This is a genomic window from Polyangiaceae bacterium, assembly GCA_020633235.1.
GTDB lineage: Bacteria > Myxococcota_A > Polyangia > Polyangiales > Polyangiaceae > JACKEA01.
Window position 1 is genome coordinate 826,071 of the sequence record JACKEA010000003.1, and the last position, 20,158, is coordinate 846,228.

Sequence of the window (20,158 nt, forward strand, 5' to 3'; positions counted from 1 at the left end):
CTATTTTCGGACCCGCCTGGATTCCCAGAGGTTTTCTGGTTCGGCGCGATCCCCGTCAGGGGGAGATTTCGACCGCCGCGTCAGGTTCAGCCGCGAAACGCCGTGTATAGATACACCAGCGGGGCGACGATCAAGAGCGCATCGATGCGATCCAGGATGCCGCCGTGACCGGGCACGATCCAGCCCGAGTCCTTGATGCCGGTGGAGCGCTTGAGCAGGGACTCCACCAGATCCCCCAGCTGACCGAGCGCGCCGGCGACTACCGCCAGAGGCAGCGCATGCTCCAGCGGGATGCTGGGCAGGTACCAGAAGTGCGCCACGGTCGCGCCGAGCGCAGACCCGACCAAGGAACCGAAGAAGCCTTCCCGCGTCTTCTTCGGGCTCACGGCTTCGTACAGCTTGTGCTTGCCGAGGAAGCGACCGAAGAAGTACCCGCCGGTGTCACCGAACCAGGCGAACGTCAGGGTCATCACCACGTAGTGTGGGCCCAGCTCTCCTTGGTCCCGCCGCAGGAGCGCGATGGTGGTGAGCAGCGCGCCGATGTAGAACGGGGCCGCCACGTTGGCCATCACTCGAAGCCCCGCCGTCGGGATCTCGCCGAGCCGCCAGAGCGGCAACAGGATGCCGACGATGGGCACCAGCAGCACGACGGCCAAGAGCTTCTTCGGGTCGTCGCTGAAGAAGTAGACCCCAGCAGACACCCCCACCGTCATGGCGATGCCCAATGCCTGGGCCACGCGGTCCCCGGGGTGGGTCATCCCAAACAGCTCCGAGGCTCCCACCAGGCAAGCGAAGGCCACCAGGGCGTACCAGCCCCACACCGGCCCCCAGAACATGAGGGCCAAAAGCAGCGGCACGACGACGATGGCCGTCAGCACCCGCACCAAGAGATTGCTCTTCGCCAAGGAACGCACTGGTTATCAGCCCGCCGGCTCCGCGCCAAGACCAGCAGTGCGAACCCATGATCTGTGCTTTCGGCTCCAACCACAAAAAGGAGCCGTCATGAAATTCTCCCTCCTTCTTGTCGCATCCCTTGGCCTCGCGACCGCAGCGTGCGGCAGTGACTCCCAATCCGACCCAGCCAGCGGCACTGGCGGCAGCGCCGGCGTTTCCGGCACCGGAGGCGGTGCCGGTACTGGAAGCGGTGCCGGCTTTGGAGGCAGCGCCGGCGTCGTGGGCACTACCGTCGCAGACGACCTCACCTTCCTGAGAGAAGAAGAGAAGCTCGCGCGGGACGTGTACCTGACGCTGTACGACACCTGGAAGCTCATGCCGCACCAGAACATCTCCAAGTCCGAGCAGACGCACATGGACAGCGTGAAGGTCGTGCTCGACACCTACGGCTTGGAAGATCCGGTGAAGGACGACACCGTCGGCGTTTTCACGAGCTCCGAGCTGGCGAAGCTGTACACGGACCTGGTCGCCCTCGGCAACGGCAGCGAGGTCGACTCACTGCGCGCCGGCGCCACCATCGAGGATCTCGACATCCGCGACATCGAGGCCATGAGGGCCAGCGCCACGGAGGCCGACGTCCTGTCCATGTACGACTCGCTTCAGTGCGGCTCCCGCAATCACATGCGCTCCTTCTACTCACAGCTGCAGCAGCGCGGCGAGACGTACGAAGCGCAGTACATCACCGCTCAAGAGCTGGCCGACATCGTCGGGTCCGCGAAGGAGACCTGCAACCAGTAGGGTTGGAGCTCCGCCACGCCGCTGCTACCACTGGGGGCGTGGCGGAGCGCTTGCACTTGCCTCAACCCTTCGAGGAGCTGGACCACACGGCGGACGCCGGCGTGCTCGTTCACGGCCAGAGCGCCGAGCAGACCCTCGCACGCCTGGTGCTGGCGCTCTCCGCCGTGCTCACCGGAGGTGGAGCCGTATCCGCCGAACGTGATCTGACGGTCCAGGTGGAGAGGGGCGATCGGGCAGCGATGGCGGTGGACGTGCTCCGGGAGCTCTTGTTTCGCTTCGAATGCGAGATGGTCGTGCCCGAGAGCTGCGCGGTGACGCGTTTCGATCCGGAGCATGGCTGCACAGTGGAAGTGGGCGTGGGCCCCTACGACCCCGAGGCTCACGTGGACGGTCTCGCTCTCAAGGCGGTCACCTTGCATGCCGCGCGCTTCGAGCGAGACGCCGACGGCTGGCTCGCGCAGGTCGTGTTCGACGTTTGAAAGGGAGTCCCGTGAAGCTTCGCCAAGTCGGTCCCTTCAGCTGGGAGATCCCGAAGCAAGGGCGCATGAAGGTGCCGGGGCGCGTATATCTCGCGCCCGCCCAGCTGGAACGCGTCCGCGAGGACAAGGCTCTCGAGCAGGTCGTCAACGTGGCACACCTCCCGGGTATCGTCGGCGCCAGCCTGGCCATGCCCGACATCCACTGGGGCTACGGCTTTCCCATCGGCGGCGTTGCCGCCGTGGACGCCGAAGCGGGCGCCGTTTCCCCCGGTGGCGTGGGCTACGACATCAACTGCGGCTGCCGCGTGCTCACGACGCGCCTCTCCGTCGACGAAGTGAGACCGCGCATCCAGGAAGTGGTCACGCGTCTGTTCAAGGCCATCCCCACCGGAGTGGGCGTTGGGAACGCCATCGAGCGCCTGTCCCACGCCGAGCTCCGCGAGGTGATGGCGCGGGGCGCCGGCTGGGCCATCGAGCGAGGTTTCGTCGCCGGTGACAGCGACGCTGCCCATGCAGAAGAAGAGGGTTGTTTGTCCGGCGCGGAACCCAGCGCGGTGAGCACTCGCGCGCTCGATCGCGGCGCGGACCAGCTGGGCACCCTCGGCAGTGGCAACCACTTCCTCGAGGTGCAGCACGTCGACGAAGTGTACGACCCCGATGCGGCCGCGGCCTTCGGCCTACGGGAAGGCGCGGTCACCGTGATGATCCACTCCGGCTCGCGCGGCTTGGGGCACCAGGTCTGCGACGAGACACTGCACGAGCTGTCGCGGATCTACGCGAGCTTCGGCGCGGACTACGGGGCGCTCCCGGATCGGCAGCTCGCCTGCGCCCCGATCCGCTCGGACGTCGGGCAGCGCTACCTCGGCGCCATGCAGGCGGCGGCGAACTTCGCCTGGGCGAACCGCCAGGTGATGACCGGCCTGGCGGTGCAGGCCCTGGGTCGAGCCCTCGGCATTGGCGACGGCGACGTGGGAGCGGAGCTCTTGTACGACGTGTGCCACAACATCGCGAAGCTCGAGACCCACACGCTGGACGGCAGCGAGCAGCAGCTGTTGGTGCATCGCAAGGGCGCCACGCGGGCGTTTGGGCCGGGGGACCCGCGCGTCCCGGAGCGCTATCGCAGCGTTGGTCAGCCCGTGCTGATCCCGGGTGACATGGGGCGCTACTCCTTCGTGCTGGCCGGCAACGCCACCGCCATGCAGGAGACGTTCGGCTCTTCCTGCCACGGCGCCGGACGACTGCTCTCGCGCAAGGCCGCTCTCAGGCAGGCCAAGGGGCGTCGCATCGACCGAGAGCTCCGGGAGCGCGGCATCGAGGTGATGAGCAAGGGACTCCGCACTCTCGCGGAGGAGATGAGCGAAGCCTACAAGGACGTCGCCGACGTCGTGGACGTGATCCACGGCGCGGGCGTGTCGCGCAAGGTCGCGCGCCTGGTGCCTCTCGGCGTGATCAAGGGCTGACGCACGCTACCGAGCGCGCACCGAGTGAGAAATGGTCGCCTGGGCGCCGTGCGTCCGGAGTGCGATTCGCTCGACAAAAAGCGCGGACATCGCTTGGGATTTGCGGGGTGAAAGGTGGCGGGGACGGCCCGCGTTGTTTGTGGGATGCGCTGGCTGGTACTGATGGCGTCCGCAGTGGCGTGCTCCCCGCAGACGCGAGCGCCCGTGACGGCGGATGGCTCTGGTGCGCGCGACGACGGCGGCGGCCCCGCGATCGCGCGCAGCTCGGCAAGCTCGGAAGACGCAGCGCGTGTGGCCGAGCGCGACGCGAGCCCGGCGACGACCACGTTGGTCGCGACGGAGTGCACGGGAAGCGACGTCGACGTGCTGCGCGCGTTGGGCTCCAGCGGCTGTCTGACGGCGCAGCCAGCGCCCCCGTTGGCTCCGGGTGTCCAGCTGCGGCTCGCGTCGCGTCCGCGGGCAAAGTGTCACCACTGCGCGGACTTGGACGTGAGCATCGAGAACCCGGGCGCGGAAGCCCTGGAACTGTTCCTTCCGGTAAGGGACGGGCGCTTCTGCATTCGCTCGACCGCTCCCCGAGAGGGCGGCGTCCCGGGCGCGGCGTGCACGTTGGTGGCGGGAACACGTGACGGACAAGAAGCGCTGGCACGCGTGCGGATTGCGCCGCGCGGTCGCGCGCGCTTCGTGGGTCTGCAAGTGGACGGCAGCGTCCTGGAAGAGCGCCCGTTTCCCGACGGAACCACCGGATTCTTCGACCGCCCGCTGCCGCCCGGGCCGGTCACGGTGCAGGTTTCCGTGCCGATGGCCGGTGCGGAAGGCGGCCACTTGCTCGCGCCGGTGACCCTGGACTTGCCCTGAGCCGCGAGCATTTTGTCGTAATTTCAGCGAGTTATCCGCCCGTTCTGAGGCTTCTCTTTCGGCGCGGCGCACTTTGGTGCAGGGACGCCACCATGAGTGGCACCATCACCCTCCTTTCGCCCCTGACCCAGGACGAGATGATCGACCTCGAGCTGGCCTGTGGCAAAGCCCTCGACGATTGGTTCGTCGAGCATCCGGACGAGGACGACGACACGGGGGAGATGGGGGCAATGGGCTCGATCCCGAGCCTGGAAGAAGTGTCGAAGGCCTACGGTGACGCGAGCCTCGAGCTCCCCAAGGACGTCGAGAAGCGGCTCGCCGCGTGCCGCTCCGCGTTCACCATCGACAATCCCGGAGACTTCGAGACCACCGGAGGCCTGCAGGTCTCCGTGCTTCGCTTTCTTCTCCAGCGCGTCGGCAAGAGCCTGGTGCTGGTGGACGACTATCCCTTCGAGACCAGCGAAGGAATGCTGAAGCAGCTGGAGTCCGTTCCGGCAGTGGAGGACTTCGGCGAAGAGCCGGCAGCAGCGCCGAAGAAGCGTCGAGCGGCGCCTCGCATCGGAGACGACGGCCAAGCCCGCGCCGAACGCGTGCTGCGCATTCTGGAGTCCGCCATCAACAACGTGAATCGCTCCATCGACGTGAAGAACGCCCTCTACCGAGTGAGCGAAGCCTCCCGCACCTACGGCGCACTGCTGCTCGAGGAGGGCGCCATGCCCGACGCGAAGGCGGCTCAGGTCCTCGGCGTGGAGGTTGCAGCGCTGACCACCTCCGCCGACGAGCTGGAAAAAGCGCTCACGCGCCGGTGATCGCGCCGCACCAACAAAAGAAGCCGAAGTCAGCCCTTGCTGCGGGTGATGCGCTCGGCTCTGAGCTGGTGTCGGTCGTTGAACAGGCGGCGAAAGACGTAGAGCGCCACGCCCATGGACCCGAGGGAAGTGGAAGCGGCGAGCATGAACATCACCACGATCTGGTACTTCACGGCCGCTAGCGGGCTCGCGCCTTCCAAGATCTGACCGGTCATCATACCGGGGAGCGAGACGATCCCGACCACCGTCATCGAGTTCAGGATCGGGATCATTCCGCGGCGCACCGCCTGGGACAGCGGGTCGCGAGCCGCTTCCCAACGCGTGGCACCGAGGGATAGCTCCATCTCCACGCGATCCTTGTGCTCGTCGAGATCCGTGAGCAGCGAGTCCAAGGCCAGGGACACCCCGGTGAGGGAGTTGCCGAGCACCATCCCGAGCAGCGGGATCACGTACTGGGCGTGATACCAGGGTCGCACGCCGACGATGATCGCGGTCACGGTGAAGGTCGTGGACAGCCCCGTGAGCACCAGCGTGAAGAAGGCACCGAGGCGGGCTCCGGCGAAGCTGCGGCTGGACCGCTGCACGGCGGCACGGCCGGCGGCTGCCGTCATCACCAAGAGCACGCCGGCGAGGACTACCGGCTGCTCGATGCGAAACACCCACTCGAGCACGTAGCCCACGAGCAAGAGCTGCACGACGGTGCGCAGGGCGGCGACGCCGAGCTTCTTCTCCAGGCCCAGGCGCAGCGCAACGCTCACTCCACCGGCGATCACCACCAACGCGGCGGCGATGGCGAGCTGCCCGGGGCCGAGGGGGATGGCGCCGCGGTCAGGCATTGGGCTCCGCGTAGTCGCGCATTTGGACGCGACGAACGGTGAGGCGCTCGGCCTGCTCGGCGTCGTGGGTCACGATGACGGCGGCAAGTCCTTCCGCGGCTCGCTCGCGAAGCCACGCCTCCACCCGTGAAACCGCATCCGCGTCGAGAGCGCTGGTGGGCTCGTCGAGCAGCACGACTTCCGGGCGGATCGCGAGGGCACGGAGCAGCCCGACGCGTTGCTGCTCGCCCACGGACAGCGTGCGCGCGGCTTGGCCCAGGATGCCGGCGCCAAGGCCCAAGCGCTGGGCGAGAGCCGTGAGCTCCTCGCGATTCGACTCAGCGGATACGTGACGATAGCGAAAGGGGCGCAGCAGGTTGTCTTCCACGCTGCCGTCCAGGAGCACCGCGCGCTGAGCCACGTAGGTCACGTGACGACGCCACTCGGGCAGCGGCTCCTGCCCCTGAGCGCGTCCGCGGAATCGAATACTGCCGGCGTCCGCGTCGCGCAGCCCGGCGATGGTGCGCAGGAGCTCCGTCTTGCCGCTTCCGGATGGCCCGACCAGAGCCACCAGCTCGCCGGCGTCGACGGTCAGCGACACGTCGCGGACGAGCACCCGGCTACTCACCGAGACGGTGACGGAGTCGAGCTCGAGCAGCGCCACCCCGATGGCGTATCACGCGGCGGTGCCTGCGTGGTATCAATCGGAAATGCGCAAGATCCTCGCGCTCGTCGCCTCGATCCTGCTCGTCGCTTCGGCCGCACAGGCGGACGTCATTCCCTCCGGGCAGAAGGGTGTACGCCTCTCGATTCGCGTGGACGCGGAGCCGGCTCCGGCAGGCAAGGTGTTGGTGTTGGCGCACACCTGGCGCGGCGCCGACCGCGTGGAGCCGGGCAAGGTCATGCCCGTGGATTGGCACCCCATGATCGGCGGGCTTCAGTTCGTGCTGGTAGACGCCGCGGCGGCGAAGCAGCTGGATGCGCTCACGGCTCGCGACCGTGACAAGGCCAACGCCCTGACCGACGCGGGTCTGAAGTGCGGTGGGGCCTTCAGTGGTGTGCGCACCATCGAGGAAAGCTCCAAGGCGGACGAGATCCGTTGGTATTACCGGGTGACGTTCACGCCGGAGGGCTGTGACGCAAAGCGAGTGCGCAGCGAGCAACTGGCCGAGGACGGCACGCTGGTGTCGTCGGAGGGCGAAGCGCCACCGCGTAGGCCCCGAGGCGGCTGCGGTGCCTGCGGGATGGCGCGGGAGTCCGCGCCCCCGCTGGGCAGCTTGTCGCTCTTCGGTCTGTTGTTCGCGCTACGGAAACGACGCCACCGCAAGACTGCCGCGCAGGACGCCGGCGTCGATCTCCGCTGACGGTTGCGCGGACACGGCGACGACGCCGCTCTGGGACGGAAGCCCGACGGTGAACACCAGGGTGTCGAAAGACTGATACTCGGGCGGCGCCTGCCAGCTGCCGGTGAGCGCGTCCGGCGTGGTGACGGCCATGACCTGAACGGACTTCGCACCGCTGGGCAAGAGCAAGAGCCAGGCCTTCGCGGGCAAGCTCTCGGTCAGCTTCCCGTCCGTGGTCACGAAGGACAGGCCCAGGCCTTGGATGGCGACGCGGGCAAACGCGACCTGATGGCTGTGCGCTTCGTAGGGCGGGTAGCAGGTGGCAGCGGGCGCATCCGGCCAAGCGAGCTGCACGCTCAGATCCGTGGGGTTCACCTTCTGGCCCTGCGCCGTGACGTAGGAGAGCGTCGACGAAAAGGAGTCCGCACGCTGGTCCAAGATGGCCTGCCCGCTGAGACCGCTCACGCCCTCGCACTCCTCGGCCAGGGACCCGAGGGTGTGCGCGCCGAACCCGCCGCTGTCGGCGGGCTCCGGATCGCTGCCGCAAGCTGCGGTCGCGAGCAGTAGCAGGAAAGCCCAACGCACGGACGAAGCATAGCTCAGAAGGGCGCGCGACATCGCTCCTCCAGCCACACGACGCCTTCATCGAAGGAGAGCCCACGCCGTTCTGCTCGCAAGGACAGCGACCGACTCTGCACTTCGCGCGGTCCCACCACGACGAAGTAGGGAACGCCGGCTTCGTGCGCCCGCGCGACCTTGCGCGCCAGGGAATCGCCGGAGGCGTCCACCCGCGCTCTCACCGAAGGCAGCGCGCGGAGGATCTCCTCGGCGTAGCCCTGCTCCTGGGCGGACACCGGAGCGATCACGACCTGCTCCGGACTGAGCCACGCCGGCAGCCGCCCTTCGTGATGCTCGAGCAGCACGCCCAAGAACCGCTCCACGCTGCCGTACACCGCGCGGTGCAGCATCACGGGACGCAAACGGTCTCCGCCGGAACCGACGTAGCGAATGTCGAAGCGCTCGGGCAGCACGAAGTCGAGCTGGATCGTCCCGCACTGCCACGCTCGACCGAAGCGGTCCTGCAGTGAAAACTCGAGCTTCGGGCCATAGAAGGCACCGCCGCCGGGTTGCTCCACGGGCTCGATGCTCGCGCGCCGGGCGCTCCGGGCGAGCAGCGCCTCCGCCCGATCCCACGTGGCGTCGGATCCGGCGCGCTTGTCGGGCCGCAGCGACAGGGCCACCGCCACGTCCTCGAAGCCGAAGCCCGCGTAGATCCGAAACAGACTTCGGCAGAAGCGCGCTACCTCCTCCTCCACCTGCTCCGGCGAGCAGAAGACGTGCCCGTCGTCCTGAGTGAATTGGCGCAAGCGGAACAGCCCGTGCAGCGTTCCACTGGGCTCGTCGCGATGCACCAAGCCGAGCTCCGCGAGTCGGACCGGTAGATCCCGGTACGAGGGTGCCGCGCTCTGGAACAGCTGCACGTGGCCCGGGCAGCTCACCGGCTTGAGCGCAGCTTGTTCGGCTTCGAGCACGAACATGCCTTCGGGAAAGCTCTGCCAGTGCCCACTCGCTTCCCAGATCGGCCGACGCAGGAGCTGCGGCGTGCGCACCTCTTGATAACCATCCACCACCAACTGCCGACGCACCGCGTCCTCGAGGAGGCGGTACAGGGCGAAGCCCCGCGGGTGCCAGAACACCATGCCGGGCGCCTCTTCTTGGAAGTGAAAGAGCTGAAGCCGTTTACCTATTTGCCTGTGATCACGTTCGTCGAGCATGGCTCGGTCCTTTTCTCGAAGGCCGGGCCGACGGAGCGCGCGATGAAAGACGCCAATGTGCCCCGTCGGAGATCCCGGCGGGGCTGATTCGAAAGTGGCGACGTGCGAGTTACCGCGCGCGCACGAATCCGCTCCCGCCAGTGCGGGTAGTGGTCGTGCCGGTCGCGGTACGCAGCTTCATCGCCTTCGGGATGTGCGCTGCTTCATGCCCGCTGTCAAGCCGAAGCGCACGAAATCCAAGCGGGATCCTCCCCAAACTTGCGCGGCTCGGCCCCCCTCGCTACACCCGGGCGGTTGCGTAAGCCCATGAACCTCCAGGCCTTCGTGAAACGGCGCGCGCCGCTGTTCGCCATCGCCGCCGGCATGGGCTTCGGCGTGCGCTGCGCCGCGGAGCGCCCGCCGGCGCAGTCGCTGGACGGGCTCGCCGACATGCTCGGCCGTGCGTCCCACACCGTGGTGGATCCGCGAGACATCCGTTGGGAGCCGAGCCCCGGGTTCTTCACGGAGACGTTCCTCGGTCGCCGCTTGCTGTTCCTGGGCTCGGAAGAGAAGGGCAAGCCCCGCGACGTGTACCGCGCCAGCGTCCGCGTCACCCTCGATGGCAAGCCGATCTCGGTCCGCCAAATCCGTAACATCACCGAGACGCCCCTGGGCGACGACGCCGGGCTCGAAGTGCGGGGCAGCGAGGCCGCCTTTGCCACCGTCGCCTTCGGCAGCATCCAGGGCGTGACGCTGCTCGAGCTCTCGGGCGTTCGGCGCGAGGACCGACCCAAGAGCCTGTTCCAGCGCATGCTGCATTCCATCACCGCCTGGCAGGAGACCGGCAGCTTGAGCGGCGTGGGCCGCACGGACGTGGTCCTGGAGCTGCCCGCCAAGCAGGCCAAGCTGGTGCTCGACCCGCCGATGCTTCGCGTCCAGATCGGCGAGCGCGGCCGCAGCCTGGTGCTCGACACCCGTACCCGCAAGCTGACCGCCGCCGAAGGCGGTCAGGCCTACGCCGCCCGCGCGGAGATCCATCGCCAGCACGAAAAGCCACTGGTCCTGTGGGGCGTCGACACCGTGCGCGCCGAGGTGGGCCCGGGTCCCATCGCGTGGTTGGAGGACAAGGTCTTTGGCGCCAAGGACACGGTGCGCCGCACCACCTTCAAGCTGTTCAGCGATTCTGGCGACTCCAATCGCCTCAAGGACGAGGGCGGAGCGGATGCCGTCGCGCGGGTGCTGGATGCTTCCAAGCTCGCGGACGGCGACACCTGGCCACCGCCGCCGATCCCTTCCCTGTGGAAGGAGCTCAAGCCCGGCGAGGGAGAGTGGCAGCCGGTGGAGCTACCCTATCTCCGGCCGCTGCCCACGGAGCAGAAGACCGACAAGCCGCCACCCTACTTCTACCGAACCTTCATTCGTCCGGACAAGGACCGCCCCTACTCCGAGGTGATGCTGATCGCGATGGACATGCGGCAGCTCGAGCTCGGCATGCAGGCGGGCTTCGAGGATCCCAAGCCCCTCACCGGACCTCCAGGGGACGGGCGGCTCCCGCGCAACAAGGACATCCAGGATCGCATCGTTGCGACCTTCAACGGGGCCTTCAAGACCACCCACGGCAAGTACGGGATGATGGTCGACAAGCGCGTGCTCCTGCCTCCGGTGCCGGGAGCTGCCACCGTGATGGTGACGGACCACGAGGACGTGGGCCTCGGCAGCTGGCCGCAAACGGAAGACATCCCCGACGACATCGTGTCTTTCCGCCAGAACCTGGATCCACTGGTGGAAGACGGCGTGGCCAATCCCACCGGACGTTACATCTGGGGTTGGCAGCTGACGGGCACCAGCGTGATGACCCAGCGCACCGCGCTGTGTGTCACGCCCGCGGGCCATCTTTATTATGCCTTCGGTCCCGAAATAGACGGCCCCACGCTGGGCAAGGCGCTCCGCCAAGCGGGCTGCTCCTACGGCATGCACCTGGACATGAACCCGGGCCATTGCGGCTTCGTGTTCACCGACATCGTCGACATGCGCGCCAAGGAGTTCCACCTCAAGAAGGCCCACGACGAGATGAAGCTGGATCCGGCGAAGTTCGTTCGCTGGAGCGCCAAGGACTTCTTCTACGTGATGGTGCGCAATCCGGTACCGCAAGACACCAGCCGCGTGCAGTGGAAGCCGGATGGTGGTACGCAGCCCGCGCCATCGTGGCTGCCCGGCGTGTTCCACGCCACGCTGCGCATGGGCAACCTGGACGTGGAGCTCACCAGTTTCGAGCCCGGCCGCGTGGAGTGGCGGGTGCGTGCGGGCAACAAGGAGCCCAGCATGGAAGGCGGGGTCGACAAGAAGCTCGAGCTCAGCGGAGACGAGCAGCACAAGGTCGTCGCCGCCATCAACATGGGGCACACCACCGAGGTCACGCGCTACGGCCTCGCCTTCGACGGCAAGCCCGCCCTCGACCTGCGCAGCGCCTACGCCACGGTGGTGGTGGCGCCACACCGCGCGCCCAAGGTCCTGCCGCCCGGCACCCAGCCGCAGCTCGAGAGCGACGAAGAAGCGGCGCAGCTGCCGCTCTTGGCCGAGGACGGCAAGCTCACGGACTACGCCCTCACCCACGGACCCATGCGCCTGCGGGGTGCGTTGTGCGTGTCGAGCACGGGTCGCGTGCTCATCGCCCAGGCGCGCCACGACTCCAGCGACTCGTTGGCCGCCGCGTTGATGCGTACCGGCTGCAAGCGCGTGGTGGAGCTGGATCGCGGCTCGCAGCACCCGGCCTTCGTGCATCGCGCAGGTACTCCCACGCCCCCCCTCGCCGGCTACGACACCACGGTGCTCTACGCGCTGGGCCATACCATGGTGCCCCACGCGTACCGTTGGAAGGCGGAGGGCGCCGTGCCCAGCACCAAGCCCACGGGCTACGACGTACCGCACCCCAAGAAGAAGAAGAGCGAAGTCGCCAAGGCCAACTGACTCGTCCTTCTACATTTTGATGTTGGCCCGGCGCGAACCCCGGCGCGATCAGTACCCGGTGGGATTGCCCGCTTTGGCGGACGGCCGCGAAGCAAGTGAGCGCAAACACTGCGCCGTGCAGTGAGGTGTGCCGCGAGAAACCGTGACGCAAGGCAACGTGGAGCGCGGCCGTTCGCGACGGGGATCGCGCCGCACCAACATGCAAATGCCCAGGGCGCTTTGGGGGTGGTCCACCATGACGTAGCCTCGACCGATGGAACCCTGGTCCCACGACTACGCCGGTCGCATCGACGAGCTTTGGATCGAGAGCGAGCTCTTGAAGGAGAACCCTTTGCGCGACCCGGCGCGGCGCCCGCTGTGGGTCTACCTGCCGCCCGGCTACGACGACTCTTCCGAGCAGCGCTACCCGACGGTGTACGCGATTCAAGGTCTAACCGGACAGCTCGACATGTGGAAGAACCGCTTTCCGCTGCGCAAGCACTTCCCGGAGCTGGCGGACCAGCTCTTTGCGCGGCAAGAAGCACCGCCGTGCATCGTGGTCTACGTGGACTGCTGGACGAAGCTCGGCGGCAGCCAGTTCCTCGATTCCCCCGGCACCGGCGAATACCACAGCTACCTGTGCAACGAGGTCGTTCCCTTCGTGGACGAGCGCTATCGCACGCTTCCCAGCGCGGCCCATCGCGGCATCATGGGCAAGTCCAGCGGCGGATACGGCGCGATGGTGACCCCCATGCTGCGCCCGGACGTGTTCGGCGGCCTCGCGACCCACGCGGGGGACGCATTGTTCGAGACCTGTTACCTGCCGGCGTTCCGTGATGCCGTGCGCGCGCTACGGGACCACTGCGACGGGAGCTTCGATGCCTTCTGGGCACGGCAGCGCTCTTCCACGCCGCTCCGCGAGCCGTGGGAGATGAACCTGCTCAACGACTGGTGCATGGCGGCCTGCTACTCCGCGGACGAAGACGGCACGGTTCGGCTGCCCTACGACACCGTGACGGGTCGCCTGCTGCCAGACGTGTGGGAGCGCTGGCTCGACTGGGATCCAGTGCGCATGGTGGCGCGCCACGGTCCCGCGCTCCGAGGCCTACGCGCCATCTACATCGACGCCGGGCGTCGCGATCAGTACTTCCTGGATTTGGGCGCCGAGGCGTTTCGGCGGGAGCTCGAGGCCATTGGCGTGAAGGACGTGTTCTTCGAGCTGTTCGACGGCACCCACAGCGCCATCGAGTACCGCTACCCGCTGGCCCTCCGCTACCTCGCGGAGCGGCTGACGCCGCCCGTGTGAGGCGTCCGAAACGTCCGGACGCCGCCCGCGGACCGTCCGGACGAATCGGGAAGATTTCGAGGAAATGGCGGGAATTCGGCCAGAAATTCGCTGGCACGACGGCTGCTAGAGGGTGGGACATGCGCCTACGTTCCCTGCTCGGTCCCGTCGTAGTCCTGGCCCTCCTACCCGGCTGCTCGGCGGCGACCGGGGATCCTCCCCAGGACAACGAGTCGACGGGACGAGCAGCGGAACGGGTCAATCAGGTCTCCAGCGCCTACTGCAGCATCAGCGTCACTGGGCACGGCAGCGTGGACATGGAGCTCGACTACCTGCCCCACGTGATCGCTTGCGAGAACAACGGCGCGGGGCTCGAAGCTCTGAAGGCGCAGGCCATCGCGGCGCGGAGCGTCGCCTACTACAACATGGCGACCCAGGGCTCCATCTGCGACGGCCAAGGCTGCCAGGTGTACAGCTGCAACAACCAGCCCGGTCCGCTGCACTACCAGGCGGTCGCGGAGACCGCGCAGATGTATCTGTCCTACGGCCAGATGCTCACCTACGGCTTCTACGTCGCCGGGGACTCCGGCGTGTCCGGACCTTCCTGCGTGGACAGCGGTGGCTCCACCACCAAGTGGGTCACCTTCAACGACGGCAAGAGCGGCAGCTCCGTGAAGCAGACCAAGCTCGGCTATGTTGGTCCGCCCGGCTTCGGTCAAAACCGCGGCTGCATGAGCCAGTACGGCGCGCGCTGCCTGGAGCAGAACGGGCGCGACTTCGTCGGCATCTTGCGCTTCTACTACGGCAGCGACATCAACGTGATCACCGCGCCGGGCAATTGCCCGTCGCCGCAGGTGAACCCGACGGAGCCCACCGAGCCGACACCCACGCCCGAGCCCACTCCGGAGCCCACGCCGTCTCCCTCGCCCAGCAGCGCTTCGTGTCAGGGCATCTGCGGCAGCCCCAACGCTGCTCCGGGCTCCAGCCCCAGCTGCTACTGCGACGACCAGTGCACCGGCTACGGCGACTGTTGCGGGGACTACCAAGCGGCCTGTGGCGGCTCGTCGACGCCGGAACCGACTCCCGCGCCCACGCCGACGCCCGCTCCCAGCGGCTCCGGCAGCTGCGTGGGCATGTGCTTCGCGAGCGGCCCCGCGCCGGGCTCGAGCCCCGCATGCTACTGCGACGCCAGCTGCCTCGGCTTCGGGGATTGCTGCGCGGACTTCGGAACGGCCTGCTTCTGATTCAGCGTCCGAGCGCCTCGGCTCGGTTCACGATCCGAGGCGTGAGGAAGATCACGAGCTCGCCACGAGTGTCGCTGGCTCGGCGCCGCTGGAACAAAAGGCCAATCAACGGGATGTCCCCGAAGAAGGGCACCTGGTCCAGGTTGCGACCGGTGTTGCGCGTGAAGATCCCGCCGATCACTGCCGTGTGACCGTCCATCACCAGCAGGTTGGTCTCCGCTTCCCGCTTGAGGATGGTCGGATCGCCTCGCGGCGAGGTCTGGTTGAAGTCGGGCTCGTCGCGGTTGATCTTGACCTTCATGCTGATGCTGCCGTCCGCGGTCACGTGCGGCTTCACCAGCAGCTGGAGCTTGGCTTCCTGGAAGGTCGTCTGAACGCCCTGGGCGCTGATCTGCGAGAAGGGGATCAGGGTGCCCTGGCTGATGCGCGCCTGCTGATTGTCCATGGTCAGGATGCGCGGGCTCGAAAGAATCCGCAGCATGCCGCTCGACTCGGCGGCTGACAGGCGCACCGCCAGGTTGATGGTGTTGTCGATGGATCCGAAGGAGAGGCCGATGGCTCCACCTTGTCCGGTACCGACAGTCGCGGGCAGGTTGACCGCGAAGTTCGGATTGGGCACCGAGTTGGTGAACGGGGACAGACCGCCGGTGGGCGTGTTCGAGTCGCTGGCGCCGCCCACGACGCCCACGGAGTTCGGGAACACCAGGCCCGTGGAGTTGCCGGTGGCGCCGGAGAAGGTGGCGTCGCCGCCCCACTGGATACCGACGTCTCTCAGGTAGCGGCTGGTGGCCTCCACGATGCGTGCCTCAACCAGCACCTGCGGCGTCTGCGTGTCGAGCGAACGGGTGAGCTCTTCGATCTGATTCAGGTTGCCGGCGACGTCGCGCACGATCATCACGTTGGTGCGCTCGTCCACGGCGATGCTGCCGCGCTCGCTGAGCAGATCCTTGGCGCGATCCTGGATGTCCCCGGCGCTGGCGTAGCTCACGGGAATCAGTCGCGTCTCGATGGGCGCGAGCTGCATCTCCTGCTTGCGACGCGCGATGGCCATCTCGCGCTCTTTCTCCAGGTCCGAGAGCGGCGCCACGCGGATCATGTTGCCCTGCCGCACCATGCCGAGCCCCTTGGCCTGCAGCACCACGTCCAGCGCCTGGTCCCAAGGGACGTTGCGCATGCGGATGGTGACGTTGCCGGACACGTTGTCGGCGGTGACGATGTTCACGCGCCCCACGTCCGCCAACAGACGCAGCACGTTGTGGACGTCCGCGTCCTTGAGATCCAGATCCACGCGGCGCCCGGTGTAGCGGCCGCGGGTTTGGCCCAAGACACCGGGAGTGACCGCCGCGGCCTCGTCGCCGCCGCTCTGCTCCACGTAGCCGTCGTGCACCTTGGGGATGTCTTCGAAATCCGGCTCGACGTACACGGTGCGGGTCTTGCGCGCGACGCCACCGTCGGCGGCGACGCCGGTCACGCTGGAGGGCAGCGCTCCCGGCTCGTAGAACGACCACACCAGACTGTGTCCGCGGCGCGCGATGCTGTTCTCGGCCTCCGCGGTCTCGACCTCGATCACCACCTGGTCGGAAGATCCGTTGGGGGCATAGCTGGAGACGGCCCTCACGGAGCCCCCGAAGGCACTCGCGTCCAGCGTGCGGCTCAGGGCTTCCGGCAGACTGGCGCCGTCGATCACCAGCCGAGCGCGGTTCTTCCCGCTCTTGCTCAACCGGTAGCGAACGTTCTCGGACAGCTCGATGACGACGTCGTCGCGGCTCTTCTGGTGCTCGAACCGTACGTCGGAGACCCGCGCGATCCCGGTCTCCGCCGCCGGCGCCTTGGTCTCCAGCGTCACGGCCCGCTTCTTGTCCAATACCCCGAGGGAACCGGGCTCGAAGGCCACCACCAGCTTGGTCCCGTCGACCCGGACGGAGTACTTGGCGTCCTCCAGCAACGTCACCAAGACGCGGGTGGTCTTCGACCCATTGGTGTCGAAGGTCTGCGCCAAGACGCCGCCAATCACCCCAGTGCGCTTGGTGACGGCGCCCGGCGCGCCTCGGATGTCCGCATCCGGCACGTCGATGATCAGGCGTTTTCGTTGCTTGTCCAAGCGCGCGGAGAACGTGGGCGCCGCGGTGAAGCTCACGGTCACCTGCGCCGCCCCGGTGTTCCCGGTCCGAGCGACTTGGATTCGTGTCGCGTGCCGAGACGCACTTCCGGCCGCTTCTGCGCGGGCGGGGGTCAGGATGGCAAGCGCCAGCCCCAAGGTGAGGGCGCTGGAAAGACGGGGCGAAGTCCACCTCATGGTCAGGCTCCGATCGACGGAATGGCCGAAAAAACTCTGTTCAATGGTTCTGCGACCATTCGACGTGAAACCCTAGCTGGAGTCGCACGAGACGAACAAATTCCGCGCCTTTGCCGATGGCGCTTCGTTAAGTCCCCCGATGGGCACACGCCCGCCTCGACGGCGGGTCGTCGCGCTCACTCGCTGTCGACGACGGAGCCTTCGGGACGGAGCGGTATGACCCGAGTGGCGCTGGGTACGTCAGGATTCTTCGGATCTTCGCGGATGAGCACGATGTCGCCATCGCGGATGCGATCCACACGCCAGTTGATCTCGTAGGAGGCACCGGTCCCGGTCCCCGCCTGGACGACCTCTGGGCGGCCGATGTACTGACCGCGCTGAACGACGTGCCCCTTGCCGGTGGGGTCCACCAACATGGCCTTGGCCGGGTGGATGCCGGTCACGATGCCAATGAGCTTCAGCTCGTCCACGTTGTACTGGTCGAGGAGCACCTCGCGCTGAGACTTCACCTTCCCCCGAGCCTCTTCCACGAAGGTGTTGGCATAGGAGCGGAAGGGATCGCGGCTACGCTCGTTTTCTGCGAATTCCGCCTCTTGGAAGTCGATCTTGGGGGGCGCGACGGCGCCGTCCGTGGTGGCGCCACCATCAACGGCCTGGGCCTTGACCACGCCCGAGCCGCCTCCGCTGCTGGGCTTGGCGATGTCCTCGGCGCACGCGGTCGACAGCAGAAGAGGCAAGCCACAGATGCAGAGAGCCAACCAGGGAGCCCTCATTTCTTGGGCCCTCCTTGTTGCTGGCGCTGCTCGCGTTTGTCGACCTTGCCTTGACCTTCCGCCAGGGCACGGAACGCGGTGGCCAGCACCTCGACCTTCACGTCGACCTCGTCGCCCTCCTGCTTCGGGTCGGTGACGGAGATGTTTTCCATGTTGATGATGCGATCCAGCTGGCCGACCCCGTAGAAGAACTTGGCCACCTGGTGAAAGCGACCGGTGAGCTCGAGCTTCATGGGAACCCGGGCGTAGAACTGCTCCGGGATCTCCTCTTGTGGCGTCCAGGCAGAGAGCGTCACGCCGCTGACGTTGGCCACGGACTGCAACGAGCTCAAAAACGACGGATACTCGGTCGTCGCCGGCAAGATCTTCTGCAGCTCACGCTGGCGCTGCTGTCGATCCGTGAGCTCCGCCAGGTCCTTCTGGTACGCGAACTCGTTCTTGCGGGCCTCCGCCAAGTCGGAGCGTAGCTGCCGCTCGCGTCCCTGCGCCGCCTTGATGCTGCTGGCGAGGTCGCCATAGAACACGACGAAGTAGGCGACGCCCACCAGCACCAGCAGGCCGGTGCCGATGCCGAGCTTCGCCAAGAAAGGCAGGCGCGCGAGGCTGGATTCCTTGGCCATCAGTACCTCACCTGCGCTTCCAGCTGGAAACGGACCACTTCCAGTCCCGAGTCCTTGTCCTTCTCCGTCTTGGCGGGCAGGAGACGCACGTCGAAGAAGTAGCTCGAGAGATTCATGCGCCGCGCCAGCTCGCTGACGTCCTCGCCGTCCCGGGCCACACCCTCGAGCCGCACCTTGCGCTGCTGCTCCACGAAGCGGGTGAGCCACAGCCGGCGAGCGTCCCAACCAGGGTTGTAGACCGCCAGCGGGTTCTCTTTGCGGATCTGGGCCAGGCGATCGGGGTCGACGCTGGGGCCACGTCCGGGAGTCAGGATTCGAGCCAGCTCCAGCATCACGGCGGTAGGACCGGTGCGGGCGCTCTGCAGCTTGGCGATGGCGTCCTCGCGTGCGCGGAGCTGCTCGAGCTCCTGCTTGATCTTCGTGTGGTTCGCCACGGCACGCTTGGACGTTTCGATTTGAGTCTTGAGCTCCGCGTTCTTGCGGTTCTGGTCCTTGAGCTCCTCGCTCTTGATGCCGTGGAACACGAACAGGCCGCCGGCTTCGAAGATGAACAGCACCAGCACCACCACCAGCCACATCTGGCTGGCTTCGCTGCGCTCCGCCCGCTTCTTCTGCGGGAGTAGATTGATCTTGATCACGCGCGGCTCTCCTTTTCCTTGCGGAGCGAGAGCCCCAGCGCCACGCCGAGCTGGGCCGCGCGCATCTGCAGCACGTTGGGCACCACCTCTTTGGCTTCGACCATGATGCGTTCCACCGGGGACCAGACCTCGGTGGGAACGCGGGCACGGCGCTCGACGGCCTGCGCGAGACTGGACAGGTTGGCCGTGCCACCGGTCACGAAGATCCGGCTGATTTCCGCCTCCCCGCTGGTAGCCATGAAAAAGTCCAGGCTGCGCTGGATTTCCGCGGCGATCGCGTCGGAAACGGACTCGATGATCTGCACCACCTGCTGCGGAACCATGCCCGCGCGGTAGGGGTCGTTCGGGTCTGCCGCGCCGCCGCACTTGTAGGCTTCGGCCTGCTCGAAGGGCACCCCTAGCTGCTTCTGGATCTCGTCGGTGATGACGTTGCCACCGTTCGCGATCTCACGGGTGAAGGCGCTCACACCACCGGCGATGATGTTCAAGGAGGCCAAGCTGGCTCCCACGTTGATCAACGCGATGGTGTTGTCCGGGGGCAGCCCGCGCGAGAATTCGAACAGGTTCTGCACCGTGAAAGCGTCGATGTCGCAGACCACCGGCTTCAGACGCGCGTCCCGCGCGAGCTGCGCGTAGTCGTTGATCTGGTCCCGCTTGGCGGCCACCAGGAGCAGGTCCATCTGGCTCGCCTCGGGCCGCCGGCGGAGCACCTGGTAGTCGACCTGCACGTCCTTGATGTCGAACGGGATGTGCTGCTCGGCTTCCCAGTGGATCTGCTCGTCCAGCTCCGCCTGGGTCATCATGGGCACCGTGATCTTCCGAATGATCACGCTCTGGCCCGAAACGCTGATGGCACATTCCCGCTGCCGGATCTTGGAGTCGTGAAAGACCCGCTGCAGGGTCTCGACCACGTTTGAGGCGTCCATCACCTGACCATCCACGATGGTCTGGGGCGCCAACGGCGCGAAGCCCAAGCGCAAGAGACTCGGCCCTTTGCGGGTCTCCTTCAGCTGGCAGACCTTGATCGAGCTCGTCCCGATATCGACCCCGACCAGATTCTTCCCTTCGCCCATTTCGCCTCGATGGCCGCGGGGTGTTGCGGGACGTGGGCTCCCAAACACTCCATTTCAATTTGCCGGGACAAAC

General features: G+C 67.1%; 19 protein-coding genes. 9 read left to right on the plus strand and 10 right to left on the minus strand.

Annotated features, from left to right (window positions below; genetic code table 11):
- Positions 1–86: 86 nt before the first annotated feature.
- The gene (locus tag H6717_20570; GenBank protein ID MCB9579437.1) at positions 87–884 is read right to left on the minus strand and encodes a phosphatidate cytidylyltransferase; all 798 of its coding nucleotides are present in this window, start codon (positions 882–884) and stop codon (positions 87–89) included.
- A gap of 118 nt (positions 885–1,002) precedes the next feature.
- Between H6717_20570 and H6717_20575 the strand changes: the two genes are divergently transcribed.
- The 5 genes from H6717_20575 to H6717_20595 all read left to right on the plus strand — a co-directional run bounded on the left by H6717_20575 (position 1,003) and on the right by H6717_20595 (position 5,298).
- Positions 1,003–1,692, plus strand: a complete 690-nt coding sequence (locus H6717_20575; GenBank protein MCB9579438.1) for a DUF2202 domain-containing protein — start codon at positions 1,003–1,005, stop codon at positions 1,690–1,692.
- Positions 1,693–1,730: 38 nt separating this feature from the next.
- Positions 1,731–2,171, plus strand: a complete 441-nt coding sequence (locus tag H6717_20580) for an archease (protein MCB9579439.1) — start codon at positions 1,731–1,733, stop codon at positions 2,169–2,171.
- Between the two features lie 65 nt (positions 2,172–2,236).
- Complete coding sequence (locus tag H6717_20585) at positions 2,237–3,631, plus strand: RtcB family protein (protein ID MCB9579440.1); 1,395 nt, start codon at positions 2,237–2,239, stop codon at positions 3,629–3,631.
- 144 nt (positions 3,632–3,775) lie between these two features.
- Positions 3,776–4,489: a hypothetical protein gene (locus H6717_20590; GenBank protein ID MCB9579441.1), complete on the plus strand. Its 714-nt coding sequence runs from the start codon at positions 3,776–3,778 to the stop codon at positions 4,487–4,489.
- A gap of 92 nt (positions 4,490–4,581) precedes the next feature.
- Positions 4,582–5,298 carry a hypothetical protein gene (locus tag H6717_20595; protein ID MCB9579442.1) on the plus strand — a complete coding sequence of 239 codons (717 nt, stop codon included), beginning with the start codon at positions 4,582–4,584 and terminating at the stop codon, positions 5,296–5,298.
- A gap of 29 nt (positions 5,299–5,327) precedes the next feature.
- On the opposite strand, the gene fetB is transcribed toward H6717_20595, so the two are convergent.
- The gene (fetB, locus tag H6717_20600) at positions 5,328–6,134 is read right to left on the minus strand and encodes an iron export ABC transporter permease subunit FetB (GenBank protein ID MCB9579443.1); all 807 of its coding nucleotides are present in this window, start codon (positions 6,132–6,134) and stop codon (positions 5,328–5,330) included.
- Positions 6,127–6,777 (minus strand): ABC transporter ATP-binding protein, encoded by a 651-nt coding sequence (locus tag H6717_20605; protein ID MCB9579444.1) that lies wholly within the window; start codon positions 6,775–6,777, stop codon positions 6,127–6,129. The genes fetB and H6717_20605 overlap by 8 nt, the downstream gene beginning before the upstream one ends.
- Positions 6,778–6,823: 46 nt before the next feature.
- Here H6717_20605 and H6717_20610 point away from each other — a divergent pair, with 46 nt between their 5' ends.
- Positions 6,824–7,477: a hypothetical protein gene (locus H6717_20610; protein ID MCB9579445.1), complete on the plus strand. Its 654-nt coding sequence runs from the start codon at positions 6,824–6,826 to the stop codon at positions 7,475–7,477.
- Here H6717_20610 and H6717_20615 read toward each other — a convergent pair.
- Both H6717_20615 and thrS read right to left on the minus strand, forming a co-directional pair.
- Positions 7,418–8,041, minus strand: coding sequence for a hypothetical protein (locus H6717_20615; protein MCB9579446.1), 624 nt, complete (start codon positions 8,039–8,041; stop codon positions 7,418–7,420). The genes H6717_20610 and H6717_20615 overlap by 60 nt on opposite strands.
- A gap of 14 nt (positions 8,042–8,055) precedes the next feature.
- The gene (thrS, locus tag H6717_20620; GenBank protein ID MCB9579447.1) at positions 8,056–9,231 is read right to left on the minus strand and encodes a threonine--tRNA ligase; all 1,176 of its coding nucleotides are present in this window, start codon (positions 9,229–9,231) and stop codon (positions 8,056–8,058) included.
- 306 nt (positions 9,232–9,537) lie between these two features.
- On the opposite strand from thrS, the gene H6717_20625 reads away from it, so the two are divergent.
- The 3 genes from H6717_20625 to H6717_20635 all read left to right on the plus strand — a co-directional run bounded on the left by H6717_20625 (position 9,538) and on the right by H6717_20635 (position 14,685).
- Positions 9,538–12,177, plus strand: coding sequence for a hypothetical protein (locus tag H6717_20625; GenBank protein MCB9579448.1), 2,640 nt, complete (start codon positions 9,538–9,540; stop codon positions 12,175–12,177).
- Between the two features lie 253 nt (positions 12,178–12,430).
- Positions 12,431–13,462, plus strand: a complete 1,032-nt coding sequence (locus tag H6717_20630; GenBank protein MCB9579449.1) for an enterochelin esterase — start codon at positions 12,431–12,433, stop codon at positions 13,460–13,462.
- Between the two features lie 119 nt (positions 13,463–13,581).
- On the plus strand, positions 13,582–14,685 hold the full coding sequence (locus H6717_20635; protein ID MCB9579450.1) for a hypothetical protein: 1,104 nt from the start codon (positions 13,582–13,584) through the stop codon (positions 14,683–14,685).
- A 1-nt stretch (position 14,686) separates the two neighbouring features.
- On the opposite strand, the gene pilQ is transcribed toward H6717_20635, so the two are convergent.
- The 5 genes from pilQ to pilM all read right to left on the minus strand — a co-directional run bounded on the left by pilQ (position 14,687) and on the right by pilM (position 20,085).
- Positions 14,687–16,981 carry a type IV pilus secretin PilQ gene (gene pilQ / locus H6717_20640; protein ID MCB9579451.1) on the minus strand — a complete coding sequence of 765 codons (2,295 nt, stop codon included), beginning with the start codon at positions 16,979–16,981 and terminating at the stop codon, positions 14,687–14,689.
- A 176-nt stretch (positions 16,982–17,157) separates the two neighbouring features.
- Complete coding sequence (locus H6717_20645; GenBank protein ID MCB9579452.1) at positions 17,158–17,754, minus strand: pilus assembly protein PilP; 597 nt, start codon at positions 17,752–17,754, stop codon at positions 17,158–17,160.
- Positions 17,751–18,374 carry a type 4a pilus biogenesis protein PilO gene (pilO, locus tag H6717_20650; protein MCB9579453.1) on the minus strand — a complete coding sequence of 208 codons (624 nt, stop codon included), beginning with the start codon at positions 18,372–18,374 and terminating at the stop codon, positions 17,751–17,753. Before pilO ends, H6717_20645 begins: the two co-directional genes overlap by 4 nt.
- A complete protein-coding gene (locus H6717_20655; protein ID MCB9579454.1) occupies positions 18,374–19,012 on the minus strand; it encodes a PilN domain-containing protein in 639 nt (212 codons plus the stop codon). The genes pilO and H6717_20655 overlap by 1 nt, the downstream gene beginning before the upstream one ends.
- Positions 19,009–20,085: a type IV pilus assembly protein PilM gene (gene pilM / locus H6717_20660; GenBank protein ID MCB9579455.1), complete on the minus strand. Its 1,077-nt coding sequence runs from the start codon at positions 20,083–20,085 to the stop codon at positions 19,009–19,011. Before pilM ends, H6717_20655 begins: the two co-directional genes overlap by 4 nt.
- Between the last annotated feature and the right edge of the window lie 73 nt (positions 20,086–20,158).

Bases quoted from the DNA above. Each gene is read 5' to 3' on its own strand.
- H6717_20575 (MCB9579438.1), top strand. From the start codon at position 1,003: ATGAAATTCTCCCTCCTTCTTGTCGCATCCCTTGGCCTCGCGACCGCA.
- H6717_20585 (MCB9579440.1), top strand. From the start codon at position 2,237: ATGAAGGTGCCGGGGCGCGTATATCTCGCGCCCGCCCAGCTGGAACGC.
- H6717_20590 (MCB9579441.1), top strand. From the start codon at position 3,776: ATGCGCTGGCTGGTACTGATGGCGTCCGCAGTGGCGTGCTCCCCGCAG.
- H6717_20595 (MCB9579442.1), top strand. From the start codon at position 4,582: ATGAGTGGCACCATCACCCTCCTTTCGCCCCTGACCCAGGACGAGATG.
- fetB (MCB9579443.1), bottom strand. From the start codon at position 6,134: ATGCCTGACCGCGGCGCCATCCCCCTCGGCCCCGGGCAGCTCGCCATC.
- H6717_20610 (MCB9579445.1), top strand. From the start codon at position 6,824: ATGCGCAAGATCCTCGCGCTCGTCGCCTCGATCCTGCTCGTCGCTTCG.
- thrS (MCB9579447.1), bottom strand. From the start codon at position 9,231: ATGCTCGACGAACGTGATCACAGGCAAATAGGTAAACGGCTTCAGCTC.
- H6717_20625 (MCB9579448.1), top strand. From the start codon at position 9,538: ATGAACCTCCAGGCCTTCGTGAAACGGCGCGCGCCGCTGTTCGCCATC.
- H6717_20630 (MCB9579449.1), top strand. From the start codon at position 12,431: ATGGAACCCTGGTCCCACGACTACGCCGGTCGCATCGACGAGCTTTGG.
- H6717_20635 (MCB9579450.1), top strand. From the start codon at position 13,582: ATGCGCCTACGTTCCCTGCTCGGTCCCGTCGTAGTCCTGGCCCTCCTA.
- pilQ (MCB9579451.1), bottom strand. From the start codon at position 16,981: ATGAGGTGGACTTCGCCCCGTCTTTCCAGCGCCCTCACCTTGGGGCTG.
- H6717_20645 (MCB9579452.1), bottom strand. From the start codon at position 17,754: ATGAGGGCTCCCTGGTTGGCTCTCTGCATCTGTGGCTTGCCTCTTCTG.
- pilO (MCB9579453.1), bottom strand. From the start codon at position 18,374: ATGGCCAAGGAATCCAGCCTCGCGCGCCTGCCTTTCTTGGCGAAGCTC.
- pilM (MCB9579455.1), bottom strand. From the start codon at position 20,085: ATGGGCGAAGGGAAGAATCTGGTCGGGGTCGATATCGGGACGAGCTCG.